Annotated in this window: 20 protein-coding genes; 8 read left to right on the forward strand and 12 right to left on the reverse strand. The window is 47.7% G+C overall.

All coding sequences use genetic code 11. The annotated features are described in order from the left end of the window. Nucleotides 1–4: 4 nt before the first annotated feature. The 4 genes from C7379_RS07910 to metG all read right to left on the reverse strand — a co-directional run bounded on the left by C7379_RS07910 (nt 5) and on the right by metG (nt 6,459). Nucleotides 5–1,297 carry an L-cysteine desulfidase family protein gene (locus tag C7379_RS07910; protein ID WP_116616860.1) on the reverse strand — a complete coding sequence of 431 codons (1,293 nt, stop codon included), beginning with the start codon at nt 1,295–1,297 and terminating at the stop codon, nt 5–7. A 117-nt stretch (nt 1,298–1,414) separates the two neighbouring features. Continuing rightward, nucleotides 1,415–3,505, reverse strand: coding sequence for a protein-disulfide reductase DsbD family protein (locus C7379_RS07915; RefSeq protein WP_116616815.1), 2,091 nt, complete (start codon nt 3,503–3,505; stop codon nt 1,415–1,417). 223 nt (nt 3,506–3,728) lie between these two features. Beyond that, nucleotides 3,729–4,277: a protein-disulfide reductase DsbD domain-containing protein gene (locus tag C7379_RS07920; RefSeq protein WP_116616816.1), complete on the reverse strand. Its 549-nt coding sequence runs from the start codon at nt 4,275–4,277 to the stop codon at nt 3,729–3,731. Between the two features lie 106 nt (nt 4,278–4,383). After that, nucleotides 4,384–6,459, reverse strand: coding sequence for a methionine--tRNA ligase (gene metG / locus C7379_RS07925; RefSeq protein WP_116616817.1), 2,076 nt, complete (start codon nt 6,457–6,459; stop codon nt 4,384–4,386). A 1,504-nt stretch (nt 6,460–7,963) separates the two neighbouring features. On the opposite strand from metG, the gene greA reads away from it, so the two are divergent. Both greA and C7379_RS07935 read left to right on the forward strand, forming a co-directional pair. Beyond that, the gene (gene greA / locus C7379_RS07930; RefSeq protein ID WP_116616818.1) at nt 7,964–8,431 is read left to right on the forward strand and encodes a transcription elongation factor GreA; all 468 of its coding nucleotides are present in this window, start codon (nt 7,964–7,966) and stop codon (nt 8,429–8,431) included. Between the two features lie 10 nt (nt 8,432–8,441). Next, complete coding sequence (locus C7379_RS07935; protein ID WP_116616819.1) at nt 8,442–8,843, forward strand: HIT family protein; 402 nt, start codon at nt 8,442–8,444, stop codon at nt 8,841–8,843. Nucleotides 8,844–8,941: 98 nt separating this feature from the next. On the opposite strand, the gene C7379_RS07940 is transcribed toward C7379_RS07935, so the two are convergent. Beyond that, nucleotides 8,942–10,030, reverse strand: a complete 1,089-nt coding sequence (locus tag C7379_RS07940) for a mannose-1-phosphate guanylyltransferase (protein WP_116616820.1) — start codon at nt 10,028–10,030, stop codon at nt 8,942–8,944. Between the two features lie 168 nt (nt 10,031–10,198). Here C7379_RS07940 and C7379_RS07945 point away from each other — a divergent pair, with 168 nt between their 5' ends. Beyond that, on the forward strand, nt 10,199–11,017 hold the full coding sequence (locus C7379_RS07945) for a pyridoxamine kinase (RefSeq protein WP_116616821.1): 819 nt from the start codon (nt 10,199–10,201) through the stop codon (nt 11,015–11,017). Nucleotides 11,018–11,040: 23 nt separating this feature from the next. Beyond that, nucleotides 11,041–12,702 (forward strand): putative transporter, encoded by a 1,662-nt coding sequence (locus C7379_RS07950; protein ID WP_116616822.1) that lies wholly within the window; start codon nt 11,041–11,043, stop codon nt 12,700–12,702. 9 nt (nt 12,703–12,711) lie between these two features. Here C7379_RS07950 and C7379_RS07955 read toward each other — a convergent pair whose 3' ends face one another. The 3 genes from C7379_RS07955 to C7379_RS07960 all read right to left on the reverse strand — a co-directional run bounded on the left by C7379_RS07955 (nt 12,712) and on the right by C7379_RS07960 (nt 15,345). Continuing rightward, the gene (locus C7379_RS07955; RefSeq protein ID WP_336469921.1) at nt 12,712–13,899 is read right to left on the reverse strand and encodes an RluA family pseudouridine synthase; all 1,188 of its coding nucleotides are present in this window, start codon (nt 13,897–13,899) and stop codon (nt 12,712–12,714) included. Next, nucleotides 13,782–14,351, reverse strand: coding sequence for a hypothetical protein (locus tag C7379_RS13125; protein ID WP_336469922.1), 570 nt, complete (start codon nt 14,349–14,351; stop codon nt 13,782–13,784). The genes C7379_RS07955 and C7379_RS13125 overlap by 118 nt, the downstream gene beginning before the upstream one ends. A gap of 70 nt (nt 14,352–14,421) precedes the next feature. Further along, nucleotides 14,422–15,345 carry an FAD-dependent thymidylate synthase gene (locus tag C7379_RS07960; protein WP_116616823.1) on the reverse strand — a complete coding sequence of 308 codons (924 nt, stop codon included), beginning with the start codon at nt 15,343–15,345 and terminating at the stop codon, nt 14,422–14,424. A 96-nt stretch (nt 15,346–15,441) separates the two neighbouring features. Here C7379_RS07960 and C7379_RS07965 point away from each other — a divergent pair, with 96 nt between their 5' ends. Both C7379_RS07965 and mutY read left to right on the forward strand, forming a co-directional pair. Continuing rightward, nucleotides 15,442–15,873, forward strand: a complete 432-nt coding sequence (locus C7379_RS07965) for a Fur family transcriptional regulator (protein ID WP_116616824.1) — start codon at nt 15,442–15,444, stop codon at nt 15,871–15,873. After that, nucleotides 15,874–16,959 (forward strand): A/G-specific adenine glycosylase, encoded by a 1,086-nt coding sequence (gene mutY, locus C7379_RS07970; protein WP_116616825.1) that lies wholly within the window; start codon nt 15,874–15,876, stop codon nt 16,957–16,959. A gap of 141 nt (nt 16,960–17,100) precedes the next feature. On the opposite strand, the gene C7379_RS07975 is transcribed toward mutY, so the two are convergent. The 3 genes from C7379_RS07975 to C7379_RS07985 all read right to left on the reverse strand — a co-directional run bounded on the left by C7379_RS07975 (nt 17,101) and on the right by C7379_RS07985 (nt 21,844). Beyond that, nucleotides 17,101–17,700, reverse strand: a complete 600-nt coding sequence (locus C7379_RS07975) for a porin family protein (RefSeq protein WP_116616826.1) — start codon at nt 17,698–17,700, stop codon at nt 17,101–17,103. Nucleotides 17,701–17,775: 75 nt separating this feature from the next. Next, nucleotides 17,776–21,237 carry a DEAD/DEAH box helicase gene (locus C7379_RS07980; protein WP_116616827.1) on the reverse strand — a complete coding sequence of 1,154 codons (3,462 nt, stop codon included), beginning with the start codon at nt 21,235–21,237 and terminating at the stop codon, nt 17,776–17,778. Next, entirely contained in the window at nt 21,224–21,844 is a 621-nt protein-coding gene (locus C7379_RS07985) for a methylated-DNA--[protein]-cysteine S-methyltransferase (RefSeq protein ID WP_243406757.1), read from the reverse strand. Before C7379_RS07985 ends, C7379_RS07980 begins: the two co-directional genes overlap by 14 nt. A gap of 208 nt (nt 21,845–22,052) precedes the next feature. Between C7379_RS07985 and C7379_RS07990 the strand changes: the two genes are divergently transcribed. Continuing rightward, complete coding sequence (locus C7379_RS07990; RefSeq protein ID WP_116616829.1) at nt 22,053–22,520, forward strand: nucleoside deaminase; 468 nt, start codon at nt 22,053–22,055, stop codon at nt 22,518–22,520. A gap of 9 nt (nt 22,521–22,529) precedes the next feature. Here C7379_RS07990 and C7379_RS07995 read toward each other — a convergent pair whose 3' ends face one another. Then, nucleotides 22,530–23,546, reverse strand: a complete 1,017-nt coding sequence (locus C7379_RS07995) for a YqiA/YcfP family alpha/beta fold hydrolase (RefSeq protein ID WP_116616830.1) — start codon at nt 23,544–23,546, stop codon at nt 22,530–22,532. A gap of 898 nt (nt 23,547–24,444) precedes the next feature. On the opposite strand from C7379_RS07995, the gene C7379_RS12745 reads away from it, so the two are divergent. Next, nucleotides 24,445–24,600, forward strand: a complete 156-nt coding sequence (locus tag C7379_RS12745) for a hypothetical protein (protein ID WP_207773411.1) — start codon at nt 24,445–24,447, stop codon at nt 24,598–24,600. The last annotated feature ends 112 nt before the right edge of the window (nt 24,601–24,712 follow it).

Consider the following 24,712-nt stretch of genomic DNA (forward strand, 5'->3'; position numbering starts at 1 on the left):
ATTGCTAACACCCTTTATGTGTCATAATTTTTAGCACCATGTCATCTGTTGGGCACATGGCTTCCTTGCCAATGTTGGTGAGGTTGCGAATGCTTTTGTCCACGTCATCGTCTATGATGCCCTCCGCGGCGGTGACATGCTCGCCCTCCATGCTTAGCAAAGCCGATAGCAGGGCCGACGAGACACCTGAGCAAATCTTGATAGAGCAGCTTGGTTTGGCTCCGTCGCAAATCATGCCCGTGAGGTTCGCTATCATGTTTTTCACGGCATGGCACACGCGTGTGTAGTCGCCTCCCATGAGATACACGATACCACAACTTGACCCGATGCTGGCCACCACACATCCGCATAGCGCGCTAAGTTTGCCAAGACTTTGTTTGATATAGATGGCTGTCAGGTGTGAGAGCGTGAGTGCCCGTATCAATTCCTCCTCTGTGTTATCATTTTCCTTGGCGTAGACAGCCACGGGGTTAGTCGCGCAAATGCCCTGATTGCCCGACCCAGAGTTTGACATCACTGGTATCATTGCGCCGCCCATGCGCGCATCGCATGCCAAAGCGGTTTCTGATATGATGCGCGAATATATCGTCTTGCCAAATATTCCGCTACTTAGGGGGCGCCCCATAGTCTTTCCGAGGTTGTGTCCGTAATTGCCCTTACGGCTTTCCTCGGCTGCACGTATGTTGTAGTCGCGTGTTTTGATGATAAAGGCCAGTTCCTCCACTGGCGTGGTGGTGGCAAAGTCCCACACCATATACATGTTGAGCTGTATGTCGCCCGCCCGCTCACTGTCAGTGGCGGCCGTTCTTTTTTCGAGGAGCGTCTCTCCGTTGCGTTGTTCATAAACAAAATTGGTGTGTGCGTTGGCAATGATGGCAGATGCCTTGTCGTTGCCATCCTCGCATATCACCTCGATGTAGAGTTTCTCGGTAATATTCTCCTTGAGCTTGATGGTAATGTGGTTGGGGTCTTGTATGTAGCTCTTAGCCTCGTTTAGCGAATTTTCGTTGAGATCCTTGATTACCTCCAATTTGTACTCGCTCTTGCCTATGATAGCTCCGAGGGCTATGGCTATGGGCAGCCCTATCATGCCTGTGCCGGGTATGCCCACTCCCATCGCGTTTTTCAACATGTTCGCGCTGAGCAGCACGGTTATTTTTTCAGGCCTGCGCCCCAATAGTTCGGTGGCGCGTGCCGTACACAATGCCACAGCCATTGGCTCGGTGCAGCCAACGGCTGGCACCACTTCCTTGTTGATAAGGTCAATGATTTGTTGTCTCGTTTGCTTTTCTAACATAGTATTCAAAATAGGTTTTTGTATCATTAGGTAAATCTATCAGAGGGGTAAGGTGGGGCAGGCAGGCGTACCAGCCCCACCTTTGTTCGATTAAATGTTGTTAATCCGACTGTTGTGTCAGTGCCGCTTGTAGGCGTCCAAACCCTTGTTTAAGAAATCGAGGTAGGCTGGAACGTCCTCCTTGTAGCCGTATGAGCCTGTCAGAGGCTGGCCATTGTTGTCAAGAGTAACGTAGAATGGTTGCGCATTGGCACCAAACTTATGGCTTTGCAAGTAGCTCCACTTGTCGCCCACGGTGCGCAGAGTGCGCGGTTGCCCATTCAGTTGTACCTCCATAGGCTCAGCCAATGGTGTCTTGTCATCCACGTATAGCGATATGAGCACATAGTCTTTTTCCAGCTTTGAGGCTACGATAGGATCGGTCCACACGGCTGCTTCCATCTTGCGACAGTTCACACAACCAAACCCGGTGAAGTCTATCAGCACGGGTTTGCCTTGAGCTTTGGCCGCGGCCATGCCAGCCTCGTAGTCCTTGTAAGTGGCCTCCACAGTCTTAGTGTTGAGATTAAAGTCTTGCGTATTCATTGGAGGGGCGAATGCGGAGACCGCCTTGCATGGCGCGCCCCAAAGCCCGGGCACCATGTAGATGGCAAAAGCCAACGAGCACAGTCCGAGCATAATGGCGGGCACCGGCATGGGTTTATTGATATCGCCACCCACCTCGTCTTCCGGAAACTTGAGCCAGCCCACAAGATAGCAGCCCAAGCCCATAAAGATGACAATCCACAGCGAGAGGAAAACCTCACGGTCAAGCAGGTGCCAACCATAAGCTAAATCGGCCACGCTAAAGAATTTCAGGGCAAAGGCTAATTCAACGAAGCCCAGAACCACCTTGATTTGTGTCATCCATGAGCCACTTTTGGGGCTCTTTTTCATCAATGTGGGGAATAGGGCAAATAGTGTGAACGGTACGGCTAAGGCCAAGGCGAAACCTAACATGCCGATGGCCGGCCCTATCCAGTTGCCCGAGGTTACAGTCTGTACTAACAGTAGGCCGATGATTGGTGCCGTGCACGAGAAGCTCACCAATACCAGCGTGAACGCCATCAGGAATATAGAGAGCAGGCCAGTGGTCTGCGATGCCTTGTTATCCACGCTGTTAGCCCAGCTGTCTGGTAGTTTTATCTCGAACCATCCAAAGAAGCTCACCGCAAAAATCACTAACAGCAAGAACAAGAAGATATTAAACACTGCGTTGGTAGAGAGGGAGTTGAGCGTGCTCGGGCCAAATATTGCCGTTACCCCGATACCCAAAGCGAGATATATAACGATAATGGAAATGCCATAGGTGATGGCGTCACGCACGCCCTTTTGTCGGTCATCCTTGGAACGTTTCAAAAAGAAGCTTACCGTCATTGGGATAATAGGCCATATGCAGGGCATGACCAGGGCGAGCAATCCGCCCACGATACCCATAAGGAATATATATAACAAGGAGTGGTTGGCAATATTGTTGTTACCGTCAAACTGCTGCAATTGTTTCACCACTGGTAGCCACAGGGCTTGGGCTTCCGTGCCGGAAAGCTGTGCGGTGGCATTGGCGTTGGGCTCGGCCAATGAGTCTGCTTGGAGCGAGGCCGTTGAGTCCATATTCGCGGCGGTGGCGCTCACTTGCGTGTTGGCTGCTGCGTCCATCTTGTTTTCTTCGCTCATGCCATTGGCCGACTTGGCATCTGTTTTTGCGTTGGCCACTGCCGGACTTTTGCCCGATTTCTTAATGCTTACCTCTGATGGTGGCAGACAGTTGTTATCGTTGCATGCGCCATATTCCAGATAAGCGTCGATGGTATAGGTGGGTTTGGTGAACCTTATCTTTTGGACAAACTGAACGCTGTTTTCAAAATAGCGCAGCGTCATTTCGAAAAGCTTGTCATAGTTAGAAATCTCGCGCCCCACGGGCTTCAGCCTGCCTACAAGCTCCACGCCATCCAATTTCACTTTGTTGAATGTAGCCGATGTGGGGCCTCCGCTGCCCAATCCGGTAGAGTAGACATGCCAGCCTTTGTCAATTTTGCCTGAGAACACAATCTCGGCCTCTGCCGTGTTGTTGGTCTTGAGCTGCGAACTGAATTTTACCGGATTTAGCATTTGCCCATTGGCTATGAGAGCCACAAGCAGTGTTAACGTTAGTGTTATTAGTTTTTTCATTTCTTCTTTTCTTTAAAACTTTTTTGCGAGAAGATACTATATATAGGTTTTTATTTCCAATACGTCTGAATAGCGTTGCTGGTTACTTCTTGTGCGCTTAGTTATTGTTTTTTAACTTAGGCTCATCTTTATGGCGTCATGTCGAGCCAAACCGTCGCTATACATGCTCGTTAGGCAACGGCTCTCAACTTTTGTGTTTGGGCCGAAGTTTCATAGGCGTGACTTATTTGTTTTTGCACTTGCCACATTTGCTGTCTTCTTTTTGCTTGCAACGCTGTTTGTCATTGCACCCTTCCTTGTGGCATGTTTTGCCAGTTATCTTGGGTGCGTTGCCCTGCTGCTTGAAAATCACTTGTGCCGGTGGCAGGCATGTCTTGTCATTGCAGCTGCCATAATTGAGGTTGGCCTCAATGCTATAGGTAGGCTTGGTAAAGCGTATCACCTGTACAAATTTAACCTCATTCTCAAAATAGCGTACTTGCATCTCAAACATGTTGTCAAATTTGTCAATCTCATGGCCCACGGCCTTAAGTTTGCCCACTAATTCCACACCGTCCAACTTGGTGGCTTTAAAAGATGCCGACACCGGTCCTCCCTCCTTCAGATCGGTGGAGTAGACGTGCCAGCCGGGCGCAATGGAGCCTTTAAAGACGATGGCGGTCTTGCCGCATGGGGTGGTGACGATTTCAGAAGTAAACTTGATAGCGTCGTTCTGGGCCATGACGATGGTGGCCGATACAAGCGTCAGTATGGTTAAAAACAGTTTTTTCATGATTAATCTGATTTGTCCAATGTAGTCTGTAATTTAGTGCTCTTGTTTGTAATTGAGAAAAATCAAGGAGATACTCCCGTTTGCGAGGGTATCCCCTTGTTATGGCTTATTGCACTTGCGAGCCGGGTTTCACGCCGCGCTCTATGGTTGTCACGGCCAACGTGTCGTCATGGTCCACGGCCGAGAGTATCATGCCTTGACTCTCCATGCCCATCATCTTGCGTGGCGCGAGATTGGCTATGAACAGCACGTCTTTGCCCTTGAGCTGTTCGGGCTGGTAAAATTTGGCTATGCCCGAGAGTATGGTGCGGTCTTGTCCGCTGCCATCATCGATTGTAAATTTGAGCAGTTTGTTGCTCTTCTTCACCTTTTCGCAGGCTTTGATGTGTCCCACCCTGATGTCCAATTGTTCCCATTGGTCAAACTCGACATTGGGCTTGACAGGCTTGGCCTTGTATTCGGCGCTGGCTTTGGCGGCCTCGTTGCTGGCTTTGGTGGCGGCTAACTTGTCTAACTGTGCCTGGATGGCGTCGTCTTCAATCTTCTCAAAGAGCAGCTGGGGCTCGTTGATGCGCTCTCCTGCCTTCAACAGCTCGATGCTGCCCAACTCTGTCCAGTCAAAACGCTCCAATCCAATCATGTCGCGCAGTTTCTTGCTGGAGAATGGCAGGAACGGCTCAAAGGCTATGGAGAGGTTGGCAACAAGTTGCAACGAGATGTAAAGAATGGTTTCCACGCGTTGGTGGTCAGTCTTCCAAACCTTCCAAGGTTCACATTCGGTGATATATTTGTTGCCGATGCGAGCCAGGTTCATGGCTTCTTTTTGTGCCTCGCGAAACTTGAAGACATCGAGACAGTTTTCCAACTTTTCTTTCACGTCTTTAAATTCGTCTATAGCTTGTTTGTCCACCTCTTGCAGTTCGCCGCACACGGGTACTATGCCGTCCCAATATTTCTTGGTCAGTTGGAGCGCGCGGTTTACAAAATTGCCATAGATGGCCACCAACTCAGAGTTGTTGCGCTCTTGAAAATCTTTCCACGTGAAGTTGTTGTCTTTGGTCTCAGGGGCGTTGGCCGTTAGCACATAGCGCAGCACGTCTTGTTTGCCGGGGAAGTCCTTAAGATATTCATGCAGCCATACGGCCCAGTTCTTGCTGGTCGAAATCTTGTCATTCTCCAAGTTCAGGAACTCATTGGCCGGCACGTTGTCTGGTAGGATGTAGTCGCCGTGAGCCTTGAGCATAGTGGGGAAAATGAGGCAGTGGAACACGATATTGTCCTTGCCGATGAAGTGCACCAAGCGCGTCTCAGGGTCTTGCCACCATTTCTGCCATGTGCCCCATTTTTCAGGATGGTTGTCGCACATCTCTTTGGTGTTGGATATATAGCCTATCGGCGCGTCAAACCACACGTATAGCACCTTGCCTTCGGCTCCCTTCACTGGCACGGGTATGCCCCAGTCCAAGTCGCGTGTCATGGCGCGCGGTTGAAGGTCCAAGTCTAACCAGCTCTTGCACTGTCCATAAACATTAGGGCGCCATTCTTTATGCCCCTCAAGAATCCACTGTTTGAGCCATTCCTGATAATTGTTCAGGGGCAGATACCAGTTTTTGGTGGCTTTCTTAATAGGTTTGGAGCCGGAGATGGTGGAGTGAGGGTTTATCAGTTCTTCGGGACTGAGGGCGGTACCGCATTTCTCGCATTGGTCGCCGTATGCTCCCGTGTTGCCACAGTGGGGGCAGGTGCCCATGATGTAACGATCAGCTAAAAACTGGTGCGCCTCATCGTCATAGAGTTGCTCGCTCTCTTTTTCCACCAGCTTGCCATCATCGTACAATTTCTTGAAGAAATCGGAGGCAAACTTGTGATGAATGTCTGACGTGGTGCGACTGTATATGTCAAACGAGATGCCAAACTCCGCAAACGAGTCTTTTATCATCTTGTGGTACCTGTCGCACACATCTTGTGGCGTACATCCTTCTTTCTTGGCGCGTATCGTGATGGGTACACCGTGCTCGTCACTGCCGCCGATGAATGCCACCTCTTGCTTTTTCAGCCTGAGATAGCGTGCGTAAATGTCCGCGGGAACATATACACCGGCCAAGTGGCCGATGTGCACGCCGCCATTGGCGTAGGGCAGGGCGGCGGTGACAGTGGTGCGTTTATATTTTTTTTCTTCCATCTTTGGGGATATTTAGTATGTATGATGCAAATTTACAAAAACTAATTTATAAATAGCAGCAAGGCTTTCATATTTTTACCACTTTTGCCAAATGGCAGTGCCAAGTGCAAATTTACGAAATAAGTTTGCAAAACTCTTACTTGGATGTTTTGAAGTTTAGGCATGTCCTGTAAATGGCAGCTGCAACTACATATATGTATTATGTTGGTTGCGTCTTGTCATCATAAGGTTTCTTGGTTTTAAACAAACAGGCAGAGCTCTGCAATTCGAACAAGTCGTATTGCATTCGGTGTGCGATGTTTTTGGTAAACAGCTTAAACGTGATCGGTCGTGTAAGTCATCGAGCCCTTTTGTTTGTTTACACATGGCCCACAAGTATAAAATCACAAATTGCGATGTTTGATTTATAGATCCTGCCTATAGCGACTTTCGGCCAATTCTGATTTCATATTCTCCTCTCGACGCCCATAGTGGTCTTTTCGCTTTTTTATAGGTTGTCAAATATGCAAGTTAGCGTGACGTATGGAGAGTGGCTGCCGGCTATATGTATATGGATTTTTTTTATGCCTTTGCTGATTGACCAATATTTTGGATATGTGATAGATGATGGTTGAGACAGACTGTTAGCTCAAGACATTGGCATGCGACATTCGTCAAAATGTCAACAAGTAAAAATAAAGTCATAAAAAATGATGTTTTTGCACTCATCATTCTACAGCGATCATGATGCGTGAGAGTTGCGGTTTTAGTTCAATTTTGCAGGTTGATGGCGTGCTGACTGGCCAAATAGGCACTAATGGGGTTGTGTTTAGGCCTTAATGGTCCGGCCATTTGATATTATACGCTCGCCGATTCGAATGCTTTCGCTGGACCATTAGTATCTAAACGTGGAGTGGTCTAAACCAGTTGATAGCATATTTTTAATGAGAAGGGATGTAAATGATTGAAATATAGCGTTTTGAAAAATACGCGTTTTTTTTGCGTATTTAGAACAAAAGTTTTTGTTTTTTGCTGTACGCAAAATCTACGCGACCTTTTGTCAAATGATTTGGTGGTAAAATATGCGCGTGGGTATGGGTTTGGCAACCATTCTTGAGGAATGTGAACGCCATGCGTTCTTGGCGCTATCATTTTACGCGCACAATAAGTGACAGGCTCCGTGAGCGTTTAGGCAAAAAAAAATGGGGCTCCGCCGAGTCCCAAACGTTACTAACCTTAAATCTAATACTATGAAAAACGTGCTGCAAAGATACGGCTATTTATTTGCTTCTACCATGCCAATGATGTGCAACTTGTTCTTTTTCACCTTTTTATTGACTTGTGTCAAGGTGGTGTTTAAAAAAATATTTAAAAATATTGGATATATCAATTATAATCCCTAACTTTGCAAATACTATTTGATAATTAAGCTTTAGAAAACAAGATTCCAACATTTGGATAGATGTTGGAGTCTTGTTTTTTGAAGTTTATGTATAAAAAACTTAAACAATTAATAAGAATAACTATGGCATACATGTCACAAGAAGGCTATGACAAGCTCGTGGCCCAACTCCATCAATTGGAGGCGATAGAGCGCCCAAAAGCCTCTGCGGCTATAGCTGAGGCGGCTGATAAGGGAGACTTGAGCGAAAATTCTGAGTATGACACCGCCAAAGAAGCGCAAGTGCATCTCGAAAATAAAATTAACGAACTGAAGATGACCATTGGTCAAGCCAAGATCGTGGATATGAGCAGGCTTTCTACCGATGAGGTACAGATCATGTCGAAGGTAGAAATGACCAATATGATCACCAAGAAAAAAATGACTTACACCATTGTGAGCGAGAGCGAGGCAAATCTGAAAGAGAACAAAATATCCATACATACGCCCATCGCGCAAGGCTTGCTCAACAAGAAAGTGGGCGATGTGGCCGAGATAGAGGTACCTCGCGGCATGCTGAAACTGCGTATTGACAACATTACATTGGAATAACAGAATCGTTATGGCTACTATTTTTTCTAAAATCGCTGCAGGCGATATACCGAGTTATAAATGCGCGGAAAACGAGAAATTCTATGCTTTTCTCGACATTAATCCAGTGGTGAAAGCACATACGCTCGTTGTGCCGCGTAAGGAGGTGGATTATATCTTCGACATGAGCGATGATGACTTGGCTGCTTTCGAGGTGTTTGCCAAGCGGGTGGCGCAGGCCATTCGCACCGCGTTTCCCTGCAGAAAAGTGGCGCAAGTGGTGTTAGGACTTGAGGTTGACCATGCTCATATACACCTCATGCCCATCAACACGGAGGGAGACGTGGACTTTAAGAAACACGTCAAGCTATCAGATGAAGAAATGAAGGAAACGGCAGAACGTATATACGAGGCGTTTCAAAAAATAAAATGAAATAGATAATTTCTAAATTCACCATTCAAAATACATCAATTGTATATGCTGTCACATACCTATGTTATGTATTTTGAATGGTGAATTTAGAATTTCCATCACACAAATTTGTCGCCATTTTTGAGCCTTACCTCATTGACATATTTTCGGATGAGGTCTGACGAGTCTTCCTTGGGACAGATTAGCAGCACATTGTCTTTCTCGGCCACGATAAAACCTTCAAGGCCATTGATAACACCAAGCGTGCCTTTGGGCAGCTTGATGACATTGTCACGACAGTTTTCCATCAGCGTGTCTGAGTGTATCACCACGTTTTCTTCACTGTCTTTGGGCATGGCCTCGTATATGCCGTGCCACGTGCCTATGTCGGCCCAGCCAAAACCACACTTCATCACGCACACGCCATCGGCCCCCTCAAGCAATCCTGACTCTACTGACAGGTTGGGGTACGACGGGAAATGTTCTTGTATATAAGCTTCTTCTTGCTCTGGAGTGGCGTAGTAGTTAGTATCGTCAAGATGTTTAAGCACAGCGGGAAACATGCGTGTGAAACGCTCGCGCAGGTTTTTCACATTGGAAAGAAACAAGCCGGTGTTCCAATAAAACTCTCCACTCTCCATGAATGTTCGCGCAAACTCTCGGTTAGGTTTCTCGGTGAAAGTCTTGACCATATACACATTGCCTTCCAAGCGGTTGGCTATCTGAATGTAACCGTAACCCGGCTCGGGACGAGTGGGTTTGACGCCCATGGTGAGTAGCATGTTGTGATGACTCACAAAGTGCAGCCCCTCGAGCATATTCTGCTTGAACGCCTCCTCGTTCATGATGAGCTGGTCTGACGGTACGGCAACAAACGCGGCATGAGGATTGAGGTGCATGAATCGATGGGCAGCCCAAGCAATGCTTGGGGCGGTGTTGCGATGGATAGGCTCGGGCATGATATGCGTGCGCGGAAGGTTGGGAAGTTGCTGCATTACCAAGTCTACATAATTAACGTTTGTATTGACAAAAATGTGCTCGGGTGCCACAACCTTGGACATGCGATCATAGGTTTGTTGCAGAAGCGTGCGCCCACTTCCAAAGAAGTCTATGAACTGCTTGGGATATTTCTCCCTGCTGAAAGGCCATAGGCGTCGTCCTTTGCCTCCTGCCATTATCAAACAATAAAAACTCTCGGTGTTTGTCATGTTGTATCAATAAAGGTTTAAACTGACAATAAAATTACGATTATTCGATGATTTCACAAACTATTTTGGTATCTTTTTCTCTTATTTATGAAATATCCAAGTTTTTTTTTCTTTTTACTTCCCTACCTTTGTTCTTTTTGCTAACTTTGCAGCTGATTTCATAAGGTAATGAGCAAGAAACAGGTACTTCTGATAAATGATATAGCTGGATATGGCAAAGTGGCCACAGCGGCTATGCTGCCCATTCTTTCGTATATGGGCCACCCCACATACAACCTTCCCACGGCTTTGGTATCCAACACGTTGGACTACGGAAAATTCAATATTCTCGACACCACGGATTACATGGAGGGAGTTTTTCCGGTTTGGAAAGAGCTGGGCTTCAGGTTTGATGCTATTGCCACTGGCTTTATAGCGAGCACCCGTCAGGCTAAAATCGTCTCCACTTTTTGTAGAGAGCAGGCTGCCAATGGCACCATCATCTATGTGGACCCTATAATGGGCGATGAAGGAAAATTGTATAATGGGGTCACCAAGGAAGCCATCCACAGCATGCGTGAAATGATAGGCGTGGCCGACTTGATATTCCCCAATTATACCGAGGCGTGCTATCTCACAAGCACAACTTACTGTGCTGATGGTGTGAATGAGACGGAATCCAAACGTCTGCTCGACGCCCTGCATGATATGTGCGGCAAGTCTGTACTGATAACATCTATACCTGTGGATGGGCATCCGAGCGTGGTGGGATATAATCATCTTGATAATGGATATTTCATGTTGCGTTACACGGAGATCCCTGTGCACTTTCCCGGTACGGGAGATATCTTCTCGGCTGTCTTGATAGGGCACCTACTCGAGGGCGACTCGCTGCGTGAAGCCACGCAGGTGGCCATGAACGCCGTGTTCAACCTCATCGATGCCAACAAGGAAAACGCTGACAAAAATCGCGGAATACCACTCGAGAACTTTCTGAACACTATATAATTTTCAGTTTGCACCCTTACATTATGGATTGGGTTACATCTCTTTTTAGCACCCACTCGTCTGTACAGACGGTCATTGTGATATCACTGATTATCGCTTTGGGGCTGGCTTTGGGCCGAATTAAGGTGATGGGCATATCGCTTGGTATAGCCTTTGTGTTTTTTATAGGTATTTTAGCAGGTCACATCGGATTGACAGTGAACCTCGAAACACTCGATTTTATTGAGACGTTTGGGCTTGCCATGTTTGTGTATTGTTTGGGATTGCAGGTCGGTCCAAACTTTATTGGCTCGCTTCGGCATGAGGGCATGGAGCTTAATATGTGGAGCATGCTGGTCATTTTCGTGGGTACGGCGTTTGCCATGCTGCTTGTTCCACTCACTCATGTGAGTGTACCCAATATGATAGGATTGCTCTGTGGTGCCACCACCAATACCCCGGCGCTGGGTGCCGCGACGCAAGCCTTGGAACATATAGGCATTTCAAGTGGTAGCGCTGCGTTGGCCACGGCTGTCACTTATCCCCTCGGTGTAGTGGGAGTGATATTTGCGATGGTGTTCATGCGAAAGTTTTTTGTCAAACCTCGAGACCTTGAGGTCTGCTCGCAAGATGAGGATAATCATACCCATATAGCCCAACTCACCGTTATTAATCCAGCTATTGAGGGTATGACAATACTCCAAATTGTGCAAATGTCGCGCTTGCGATTTATCATCTCACGCATATGGCGAAATGGAGAGGTGATTGTTCCTTTGGCAGACACGGTGATCAAGAAGAACGATTCGCTGCTCGTGGTCATGGAAAGAGACGATGAAAATGCGATAGTTTTGCTTTTTGGGCAGAAAGAAAAGAAAGACTGGAATGAGGATCAAATAGACTGGAATGCTATCGATTCGAAAGTGGAGAGCAGGGTTTGCGTGGTTACACGTCGTGGTCTCAATGGCAAACGGTTGGGCGAATTGCATATGCGACAGGTGTGTGGCGTTAATGTCAGCAGGGTGATACGTGGTGATATTAAATTGCTTGCCACCAACAGCCTACGTCTGCAATATGGTGATCGTGTCGCTGTGGTGGGCAAACATGATGACGTGGATAACGCGGAGCATTTCTTTGGAAACTCTGTCAAGACGCTCGAGGAACCTAACATCGGTAGTATATTCATAGGTATCATTCTCGGTTTGGCCATCGGAACCATTCCTATTGCTGTCCCGGGCATGAGTATGCCCATCCGTTTGGGTATAGCAGGAGGTCCGATTATCATGGGCATCATTGTTGGTGCGCTGGGGCCTCGCATGCATTTCATATCTTACACCACGCGCTCGGCGAGCTTGATGCTGCGCAAACTCGGGTTGTCATTATATCTTGCTTGTCTTGGGCTTGACGCTGGCAAGGACTTTCTCGAGACAGTGGTCAGACCAGAAGGAATGCTTTGGGTAGGGCTTGGTTTCCTCATTACGGTGGTGCCAATAATTGTTGTAGGCCTCATCATCTTGAAGACTAAGAAGCTCGATTTTGGTAGCATTTGTGGCATTTTGTGTGGTAGTATGGCCAATCCTATGGCGCTAAGCTATGCCAATGACAGCATTGAGGGCGACACACCGAGTATATCTTACGCTACGGTGTACCCTTTGGGCATGTTTGTCCGTGTAGTCGTGGCGCAAATTTTAGTCACTTTTTTTGTTTGATTTTCTGGTTTAGAATGGAGCCGGAATGGAAAATACCATCCGTCTTCCAGTGCTTGGATGCTTGAAAACAAGGCGCTCAGCATGTAGGTACAGGCGATTTGCATGTTGCCCATAAAGATCATCTCCCTTGATAGGATTGTTCAATCCATCACGATGGGCGCAGTGCACGCGAAGCTGATGGGTTCGACCGGTTAGGGGATATAAGGCCACACGATAGCTGTCGATGCGTTCGAAATGGGTTGTGGCTGCCTTGCCGTGTTGCCAATCTACTATTTGTCTGGGACGATCCATAAGGTCGGGACGCAGCGGAAGGCTTATTTTTCCTGTGGCTTGGGTCAAGGGTTTGCTTAGTATGGCTACATATCGCTTACTAATCTGTCGTTTGGCAAATTGCGCTTGAAGGTTCAAATAGGCTTGCATGCTTTTGGCAACCACCATCAATCCGCTCGTGGCCATATCCAATCTATGTGCGATGAGAGGGCCAGTGGTGTCAGGGTAGCGTTGTCTTATCAAGTTATAGACATTCTCTTGTTGGCTTTTTCCCGGTACGGCGAGCATGCCGGCCGGCTTGTTTACCACGCAAATGTCTTCATCATCATAAATTGTTTCTAAGCTGTGGTGCCTTTCCTCTTCCAATGCGTTAGGTGCCACCTCGATGCCTTGAAGCATCCAGTGTAGCAAGGGTTTGCACTTGCCATGACATGCCGGATAGCATCCCAAATGATGGCGAACCTCGCCACGTAGGCTCTTTCCCCACCAAAACATAGCCATGCTAATGGGGATCAGACCGTGCTTAAAAGCGTATTGTAAAAGTTTGGGCTCGCAACACTCGCCGGTTCCGGCAGGTGGGAGGGTGTTTTTAGAATTTGATGTGCTGTCAATGGTGCCCGAAAGCTGACATTTTTGGAATATCTCTATCAAGTCTTGCTTTTCTCCTCTTCCATTCTGCATTACGAATTGGCGAAACAACCATGTCTGCAAAGCGTCGCTCTTTTGCCTGCGTAAAGTCTTCAATGAGGCTATTTTTTTAGCTTTTTGACTTTCGTAGGCCTCAAACTTTTCACGCTTTAGTCGCATCTTCAGCTTCCAGCGATGTAGCTCGGCGTTCTCAAATTGACGACGACGAATGTACGCCTCCTCATCCTCGTCTGCCTTTCGCCCCTTGAAATATACGGGCTGGTGGGCATTCTCCAACATTTCTTCCCACTTAAGGGGCGTGGCATCGCGTCTATGTCATGGCTTAAACTTACAATTTCAGCCTCTTCACGCTTGAAAAATCCATCCGGTTCAAGATAATCAAACACTGCCGGCACAAATTCGTCCCAATCGCTTCGCCCACATATTTGTCCGCTATATCCCGCAAGATAATACAGTTTTTTGTCGCCGCGAACGTTGCTTGTTGTTGCTGTGGTAGTGGAATTTTTGACAACAAGCACGCCGAACATCTTGCCTTGAGCTATTTCTTGCTTAAAATCAGGATTGACCTGATGAGACGCGAAGCGTTGGTTTTCGGTATCTGAAAGATAGGCGGCCAACTCATCTATCGCTTTTTGGCTTAATGGATCGGGCTGATAATAAAAAGGGTTGTTCAAGCATTTGGGCACCTCACCATCATAATGCAGACGATGTAACAATGAATTGTTTTTCAATGTAATATGGTAATAATTGGAAAGTATGACTTAAAAAGCCCATAAAAGGTGTTTTTATTTCCATCGAAGACTATTCATCGTCTATCAATCCAAGTTGAATAAACTCATCCATCAGTGGCTGGGCTAATACTTTTGCGTCAGGATGCGGCACGCCTGTGACACCTAAAGAGCGTAGCTCGAAGAAGTGTTTCCAGTCTGATACGAATGCCGTGTGCACCAATTCGGTGTTGGTGTCAAGAGGCAATATGGCCCTTGCTTCCTGAGGTTTACAGCCTGCGGCGGTCAGGTTCATATATGCTTTTTCAGCGGCAAGGTTAGCGAAAGTCCAATTTTCAAGTTTTGTCGCGGTGCCACTGTAAACTTTCTCGAAGAGCGAAGGCAATTGTTCCGTCGAACAATTCGGTGTGGAAAGATCTTGTTCTTTGATGAGTTCGGCTATCCACACTGGAATGTTGACAGTGATTTCGTTGCCAAATTTGTCTTTGGCGTAGTTGCAATAGCGGGTGCTTTGTTCTGCCATCGAATTGGCTCTGTGACGGTTAAACTCTCTCGTTGTGCCAATTTGAGTGGTAAAATGTACTGTCACGCGACGTTCGTGATAAGTTTGCGGCTCACTCAAGAACTCAAGGTCGCCCATCCAATCATTTTCCGAGAGCACACGTAGATTGGTTGTCACGTAATATTTGCCATCTTTGGCCACCACCCTTGAAAATGCGTTTTTTTCGTAGCGAAGCCAAGGTTTGGGGCTCGTTGACCGCCGGGCGTGTGGCATTTCATTGTCAAATTCTTGAAAAAACAGATATACTGTGCCATGCTCTAACATGGCCGTATGTTTGCTTTTGATCATTTTTTCCACAAATGGGCGAGCTGATTTCTCATTGGCATGGCTTTCACTCTTGTAGCAAACACGCCCCGCGCGCTCTATTTGACGATATATACCGTCGGCTCCACTGTCTTGAAGCCATATCTCAAAAGATGGATTTTCTATTTTCATAGAATGGATTATTCAGAGGTTTGTAATGCAAAGATAGCTATTTTAACGTGACGAAATGGTCTAAAAAGTTTTTTTATTCGTATTTTTGCATTTGTTATGAACGAATCTGCATGCGTTGAACTATTACAGAAACATGCCATCAAGCCCACCAGCAACCGCATCGTGGTGCTCAAGGCACTGGCCCATGAGGAACGCCCCGTGTCTGTTTCCGAATTGGAAAATACCATTTTGACGATTGATAAAAGTGGTATTTTTCGTACGCTCATGCTTTTCAAGGAGCGCCATTTGGTACATTCGTTAGAGGATGGGAATGGTGGTGTGAGGTACGAGTTGTGCTTAAGCCACGACGAAGACGAGGACGACGATGTGCATGTACATTTTTTTTGCGAGCGCTGCGGACAAGTATATTGCCTGCACGACATTCCTATTCCTGCCGTCGAATTGCCCGATGGCTTCTCTGTTGCAACCATCAACTACATGGTCAAGGGCGTTTGCCCATCCTGTGCGCGTGAGGAGGATAGCTTGTAGATGGCTCCTTCCCAATTTGCCCAAGTGTTGCTCGATTGGTATTCACGGCACGGTCGCGACCTGCCGTGGCGTCAAACGCGCGACCCATACGCCATTTGGCTGAGCGAAATCATTCTTCAACAGACGCGTATTAGCCAAGGTACGGCTTATTGGGAACGTTTCATGAGCGAGTATCCCACGGTCGAGGCGTTAGCGTCTGCGTCTGAAGACGAGGTGTTGAAGTTGTGGCAAGGTTTGGGTTATTACAGTAGGGCGCGCAATTTGCACCATGCTGCCAAGCAGTTAGTACACTTGGGCTATTTCCCAAAATCGTTAGACGAGATAAGAAAACTCAAGGGAGTGGGCGAATATACGGCTGCGGCCATTGCCGCTTTTGCGTTTGACAATCCTGTGGCAGCCGTCGATGGCAATTTCTATCGTGTGTTGGCGCGTGTGTTTGGCATAGATACGCCTATCAACTCCACGGCTGGAAAAAAGCTTTTTAAGGCGTTGGCTGAACAGGTTGTCACTCATCCCGAGGTCAACGCGGCTATCATGGACTTTGGTGCCATGCAATGCACGCCACAAAATCCGGACTGCGTTACATGCCCAATTGTAGACCAATGCGATGCCGTTCGGCAGGGACGGGTGGACGAGTTGCCCGTGAAGCTCAAGACGGTAAAGGTGAGAACGCGCCGCATGACCTATGTTTACATACGTTGCAATGGGCAAACAGCCATTCGTCAGCGTGGCAAAGGCGATATATGGCAAGGATTGTGGGAACCCTATTTGTATGCTGACGTTATGACTGCCAATGGGGATGACGACAAAAAACGTAAATGCTTGTCTAAAGAAAAGGTGTTTTCCATATCTTCAATGGGTTTTAATTCCGCTTGGAAACCCATTGCCCTGTCTGTCAAGCATGTGCTGACACATCGTATTATTCTGTCCGATTTTTATCTTTGGGAGCCAGAACGACGCCCCGTTTTGCCGGCAGAATATGTTTGGATAGATGAGCAAAATCTTGACAACTATGCCATTTCACGCTTGTTCCAACTATTATTAGAACGTCTATCAATCCGTGATAGCGCCACCGATGCATCATGACCGTGTCCTGATTTTCTTTTTTATGTGTAAATTATTGATACCAAACGATACCAAATAAATAAGAAAGCCTGAGACTGACATGCAGTCTCAGGCTTTCCGCTATATGTTTAACAACGGTTTGTTGTCTTTGTCTCGTAGGACTTATAGCTCAAATTTATAACCCAATGTGAACTGGAATACGCTGTTTTTAGTGTCTGAGTTTTCAAACACTTTGGTTACACCGAAGTTGTAACGAGCGTCAAGAACAAAGTTGCTATACTCATAAGAGAGACCTACCGGAATTGAGACGTCTACGCTTTTGGCTTTCATGTCAAAAGATTTAGAGGCGTCGCCCAGTACGGTATTTGCCTTGAAGTCGTTCTTGCTGTTCACTTTGAAACCCGGTTGCACACCTAATTTAACGGCCAAACCATTTACTACATATACATTGCACATAATAGGCACGTTCACATAATCCACCTTGTTAGTGTTGGTTATGCTATTTTTGCCTTGTGTTACAGTGGTTTTGTTGCCTTGCATAGAGTAAAGAGCGCCAGCCGAAAGTGACACAATGTCTGTGAGCTGATACTCAAGTTCTGCGCCAGCTGCCACGCCATAACGTGGGTCGGCTTTGTCATAATTAGTCAATGCGGCCACATTCAAACCCACTTTAGGCTGAATGGTAACGGTTCCTACTTCATGTTGAGCATAGCCTGCAACAGAAGCGAGCATGACTACAGCTGATAAAATAATTTTTTTCATAATGTAACGGTTTAAAAATACCTTAATGATTTTTCCTTGCAAATGTAAGTGTTTTTCCGCAATGGCCGTTTATTTTTAAATAATTTTTTCCGAAATTGTAGGTTTATACTCCCTTATATAACATTTTTTTTGTTTTGAATAGTCTATTATTCGCTTAAAAACTACATTCTCGCCAAGGATGCTTGGATTGCCTACAAGCACCAATTGTTTGCGCGCTCGCGTCAGCGCCACGTTTAGCTTTCGGTCTATGGTATGTCCGTTTTCTTCAAAAACATTAGCTGTGAGAAAGTCCAGTTGATAACGTTGCTGTATTGTGAAAGAGTAGATTATAACATCTCGCTGTGAGCCTTGGTAGCGTTCCACGGTGTCAATGCTTATTTTTTCCAAATCGGCTATACCCATTTTTTCTATCTCTCTGCGTATCATCGCTATCTGGTTGCGGTAAGGAACGATCACGCCCACCGTCTTGTCAGGGTCAAAACCTGTATCCGCAAATCGGTGTATGCGTCTTAGCAGGTCGGCCACGATGTGCGCTTCTATTGTGTTCACTTTGTCGGAGATGTCAGGTCGCCTGCAAAAACCAGAAGCAATGAACAACACCCGATGCTGCTTCAGCATGTCGTCTACGCTATCTTCGGATGGCAATTTATAATCGATTGTTGTGGCTAATTGATGCCTTAAAGGCACAGGCCGCAGCTGTTCGTCAAAGTAAAACTCCTTGGTTGGGAACTCGGCTATGTCCGGGTGCATGCGCCCTTGCAACTGTAGCACACCCATAAATGCCGTCCGCCCACTCTTCTTCTCTATATTTATGAGCCTTTCGAATAGGCTGTTCTTGCAGTTTGTCAGGCATATCTCATGCAGCTCCGGTTCACTTACGGTAGCTTGTACATCGTTTTGCCGCACCACGGCCGGCAGCTGTTTGTAGTCGCCGACGAGTACAAATTTGTCAATGTCGCAAATGTCGCTTGCCGTTTTGCCGGTCGTCCCGCCGTGCCCGGCTAACAATCCGATGATGTTTGGTTCCAAAATCTGCGAGCTTTCGTCTACCAATGCCAGCGTAAAATGTTTCAAGCCGAAAATGAACGGCCTGGCCTGAAGCGTTGATGTCGTGCCCACCACCACGCGCGCGTTTACCAAAGTGGCCTTCATCTCGTTTAATAGAGGTTTCTCGCCCACGGCATTGGGAATGAGGTGAGCCTCGAATTGCGGCGCGCAGCTCAACTCGCTGCCAACGCGAAGAAAATCGATGCCTGCGTCCACAAGCATGTCGCAAATCTCGTCCACGGCGCGATTTGTATATGCAAGTAGCAACACTGCGCTCGATTTGTTGGCCAGTTCCTCCTCAACCATGAATCTTAACGCTCTGCTTGTCTTGCCTGTGCCGGGTGGGCCCACCAACAAAAAATAGTCTTGCGCCTGCTTCACTTTGAGCAATAGGGGGTCGAGTATAGGGTCGTAGCTACGCGACAGCGACAGCGAGGTGTCGCGTCGGGGTTCGCGTTGCCCCAACAGCAAAGCCTTGCGGTGGTCGGCCGAGGTTACAAACTCGTATAGCGCGCGTATGGCCGAGCTGCTGCCAACGTCGCTGTTGCCATGCTCTATGCACCATGCGAAGCGTTGTTCAGGCCGGGCATCCTCTTCGTTGGAGAGTGTCAGGTCGGAATAAGGCAGGTGGTTAAAGATGTGTTTGTTCTGCTGTCCGTCGCTCAATTTTACTGTTAGCTTGTTAGCATGTATGTCAGCCAGCCCACCTTTGAAAACCAATGCCTTCCGGATGTCTGGCTCTTCGTTTTGTGGATAGGCATAGAGCCATACCATATCACCGCGTCTAAAATTGGGCAGAAAGCCCTCGTCTTGTTCGGGTATGGCCAAAGTGATAAGGTCGTAGCTGTCGTTGCCTTTAGGTTGTCCACTCTTCACCTTGTTTATAACAGTAAGGTTGGTATAGATATTTCCAGTTTCTTTTTTCTCCGCGAGTGGCATGTTCCACAAGTTGGCCACGCTGTTGCCCGAGCCTTCACATACGCCCACTTTGGATAACAGGCTTTCGAGAATTACAAATTGCATCATCCTGCAAAAATAAGCGTGTTCCAATGGTTGCATTTGTTGCAGTGGCAACAGTGTATTTTCAAGTTGTGGCCGTAGGTATCTGTCATAGAAAAAGTCTTGCCTGCCTGCTGTGTTCAGGTTGTCTACGCTAAGCGTTGGCAATATGTGCCGCATGCCGTTATGAGCGATGTCAAACTCCAGTGCCACGGCCTCATTGCGAAAGCGTACGGCCTTGTAGAACAGTTCCATGAGGTTTTTCACTTTTATCAACCCGTTCGGCAACTCAAATTTAGAGTAAAGCAGTTGTATATCGCGTTTCGAGTTGGGAGATATGGTATAGAGAATGCTGTTGTAGAGTAGCAGCTGTACGTAATGTTTCTCAATATGTTGACCTCCGTATTGGTTTTTGGTGCCACGTTCCAAAAAGATGTTTCGCCCCGACTTCTGCTCCACCAACAGTTTCAGGTCAGTGGTCATGAGGTCCACTCGTCCTTGCAATCCAAACTTTTCACAGATAAGCGAAGGCTCAAGGATGGCTTTCTTGAGGTTGTGTCTATTTTCTATCTCTGCCACTATCTGTTTTAGGTTACGCATTTGCGTCATGGCGTCCTGTTTGAATTTTGTGGCCTTAAAATCTTGGCAGATACTGTATTCCACGGCGTTTTTCGTAAAATTTTTCACCAAAGTGCTGGCGAAGTCAGCTTCTCGGTTACTGATAATGTCGTCAAGCGCGTTGCTGGCAAAATTGCCCAACAAGATGGGTTGGCTGACAAGGCGTGGTTTCAATCGGTTTATCAGATAGAGCAATGGGTGGTGTCCATAATCCTCAAAGCATGCCGCGATGCTGCTGATGTCTATCAGGCAGTCGGGTTCCATCACGATTAGTTGTGGCGTGATGGCGTCTCCATCCACGTGGCATCCTATCAAATTGAGCTGCATGTGCTTTCGCAGTATGTCACGCAGGTACTGCATGTTGGCGTATTGCGTCTCTTTGGTGTAAAAAACTTTTTTCCATTCCCTCGCGTCGTCCTCGTCCACTCTTACCGTGATGGTCGTGTCATCCCATGCCATCACCGTGCAACGCTTGTCGGGGGAGTTGGCTCGGTTCCTGCCGCGTGTGTCGTTCATGTTTCGCGGCAATTTTGACGTTAGCCCCTTGGGTATGTCAACGTCGAACACCTGCGCGATAAACGTGGCCAAGGCGTGTGCGTCATGTAGCAGCTCTTCTGGCAACAAGGCGTCGCTTCTGTTGCTGTCTCGCCGCATTTTATGTATGGCGTTGGCCATCGTTTGAGAGATATGGTGTCGCTGTACCAGTTGTTCCACTTGTGCGTTGAGGTCTCCAAACCCATACTTGCAATTTTTCAGGCCGTAGGTACAAGTCTGTACCAACGTCTCGTGCATAATCTTGTTTTGTATGGCCGGCTCAAGGTCTTGTGTGGTGAGCAGTTGCGACACGCGGTCAAAAAGTTCAGAACAATCCATCCAAATCTCCTTTAAACATGTCTTGCGAGAGTTCTTCCACCAACGGCACGTTGCTGCAGTGTATGTCTATCAGCTGGTTTAGGTTTGTCGCCATGCCGTTTTTTGGCTGGGCGGTAACGGTCTCGGCTTCCCATTTCAACAGTTTTCGTTTCAAATCCCGTCCCCATCGGTAGTCGCCGGTGTCTCCATCGCTGCGCACCACCCTGTGGCACGGTATGAGCAGCGACACCGGATTTTGTGCCACGGCCGTTGCCGCTGCGCGCGCGGCCTTTTCGTTACCGGCTGCCCTGGCCATGTCTTGATAGGTGGCAGTCTGCCCAAATGGAATAGCGCGCACGGCTTTCCACACCGCTATCTGAAAGTCGGTGCCTCGCAGGTCGACGGTAATTTTGCGCCGTTTGCCCCCGAACACCACGCTGGCTACCATCTCAGCCATTTCGTTATCAAGCGTAATAGGAGTGTAGACACCCCACCGTTGTCCCAAATCGTGAATGGTCTCCAACTTGTTATATTCCAAAAATTGCAAGTCGCAAATGCCCTTCTTTGTTGCGGCCACAATAATTTCGCCAAATGGCGTGTCGCAGAAACCGTATGTTATAGTGCCCATGATGTTGCAAATGTAAGTATAATTTCCTGATATATCGCACCAATGGCCAGAAAAAGTGAGTGCGCGTGGGCACTATGGTAGCGACAAAAAACAGGAAAAAAGTTTTTTCGATGTTAAAAGATTGGTAAAGGCACGGCATGCCTTGATAAAATGTTTACCTTTGTGTCACTATTTGTTTATTGTCACGAAACTAAAAAAAATATATATAATGAATAACGAGTCTTTGATGCGTAGGGCCATTGCCTTGAGCGAAGAGAGTGTGGGGACCGGTGGCGGCCCATTTGGAGCCGTCATCGCCAAGGACGGCGTGGTGATAGCCGAAGCTTCCAACAGTGTCACCATAGACAACGACCCTACGGCCCATGCCGAGGTCAACGCCATACGCGCGGCTTGCGCGCGGCTCAGGAGTTTTGACCTCTCGGGTTGCGAGATATATTGCTCGTGCGAGCCGTGCCCCATGTGTCTCGGCGCCATATACTGGGCTCGCCTTGGCCACATCTATTTTGCCAACGACCGCAAGGCTGCCGGCGCCATCGGCTTTAGCGACGACCTTATCTATAACGACATACCGTTAGACCTCGATAAGCGATCCATTCCCATTGACGTCTTGCTGCCTACAGAGGGGGCCAAAGCCTTTGACATGTGGCGCGACAAGACCGACAAGACCGAGTATTAGCCTTGTGCCTCATTGGCCACCAAGTCGTTCGAAAAAGGTTATCACCTCTTCCCATGTCTTGAACTTGTCGCTGCCAAAGGCGATGGTGGTGCCCATGAAGTTGGCGCAAGGGTTGGCGTCTATGTAATAGTCGCCATAGAGTTGTTGTTTTTGGTTGCAATATATCACTCTGTCGTGGGCGGGGGTGGACAGGTGTCGCTCTACCCATGCGCCCATGTCGGCTAAATCCTCGCGATCGTTGGTGGGCGCCGGTGCCACGATGTACACTGCGTAACGCTCTATGAGCATGTCGAAAGCTTTGTTCAGGCTCGATTTGGGTTTGCCGTAAGCGTCACGCAGTGTGCTGCTGTCTATGAGCGCGACGGGTCGCTCGCGCTTTTCTTGCCGGTCGTCAATCCATCTTATCACCGGCACCACGCCGTTCATGAACGACCTGTCGTCCATGCGGTGCTCGCCATGAAAGCGGGCCGCTTGCGGGTAATGGTCGCGATATAGGTCGAACGTGTGCACGATTGGGTCCTCGTCGCCGAACAGTCCCCACACACGAGCCTGCTCTTCGGCTTTGCCCTTGGCTGGCATACTCTCCAATTCAACGAAGCATCGCTCGGTCATTTCTTTGTATTCTTTCTCCAGAGCCTTGGTCACGAGAAATGTTCGCTCGCCATCTTGCCGTGGGTTTTGCCATGTCTGTTTGCCTGTCATGCCATGTTCTTTCATGGTTTGACCCATCTCAAAGGCCGGGTTTACCAATATACGGTCATACCCGTAGAGCATCTCCGTGTACATGCCGCCCATCGACGTGCCGATGATGAGGTCGGGTTTTTCTTGCGCCACTTTCTCTTTCAGGAATGTCATGGCCTCGGTGGGGTGCAACGGAATGTCGAAAGCCACCACTCGAGCGTTGGGAAAAGTTTGCTGAATGCGGCCCACGGTGCCCGACGCGGCCGACGAGCCGAAGCCGTGGTTGTACATGATGGTCTTGCCGTCCATCAAGTCTGGATATTGTTTGATATATGGATTGTCCATGAATAACTGTGTTTTGTTGTTATTGCAAAGATACACATTTATACGCAAAACGGCTTTTTATAACTGCGATAATATTGGGTTCTTTTCGCGGGTGTTAACCTTGACTATTTGCGTTTGGTACTTGAAAACATTTGACAAGACCCCTCGCATGCTTCGTTTTTTTGAAAAATAAAATCCATTGGCTGAAAATACGGCCTTATTTCAAGTTTTCCACAATGGTTTGATAGACACGTGTTTGCGCTCTTTTTGCACCTATGTGGCTTGACAAAGTTTTCCGGAGGCTCTGCCTTTAGTGCTTATTCGGTTTGCCTTTAAGGCTTAAGCACAAGGCGAATAGACCCCATTCGACGTGCGTCGAGGCCTTATTCACCGTGCCAATAGGTGCTAATGGCACGCCGATAGTTGGTTTGGGGGCGAGGCGATGGCCAAAAAACATCCTGATTTTATCTTTTCATCTTCTAAAAACCAAGATTTTGCGCAGTTTGTTTTGCATCCATTTTTTTGACATATTCTGGTTTCTCTTATGCCTTTCGCGACAGTTTTTTGGGGATATCGCAAACAAAGGGGAGTGCCATTGCCGTTTATAATGTCACTTTTTACACCTTAAAAATTGTTTAATCCATAGCCAGTAGTCAAAATTGTTGTATCTTTGTAGTTAAGGATGGATATTTCAGCCGACTATCCACCCTTGTCGTACAGAGACTTCACAAAACCTAAACATCATGAATAAATTGTCAATCAAAGTTTTGACAGTGGCTTTTGCGCGTGCGCTCCCGGCATGTGCCATAACGACTAAAAGGCATGTGCCATAACCGACCGTGCCTATTGGTGCCGGCATGCTTGCGAGATGGCTCGCCCAGTGTAGGAAAACATGTCTAAGGTGGAGTTGCAAAAGAACATGCAAACAGAGGTTAGCCCATCGTGGGACGGGCGCAACAAGAAAGTGGCCTGTAAGGAATGTTTCGGCCGACCAATGGCTGGCATGGCTCCGTGTCTGTCGCCGCCCTATGACAATGCGCCAGAGGGTAAGCTGCGACAACAACTGCGCGGTTGAGCGTAGGAGGCCTATAAAAATGTCGTAGCCCCACAGAGTGCCGACTATTTGGCTTGGCGTGGGCATGGACGAGCGTAGGTCGACGCGCCACGCGATGAGTTTAGGGTTTAGA

Source organism: Hallella colorans (assembly GCF_003096815.1).
Lineage (GTDB): Bacteria > Bacteroidota > Bacteroidia > Bacteroidales > Bacteroidaceae > Prevotella > Prevotella colorans.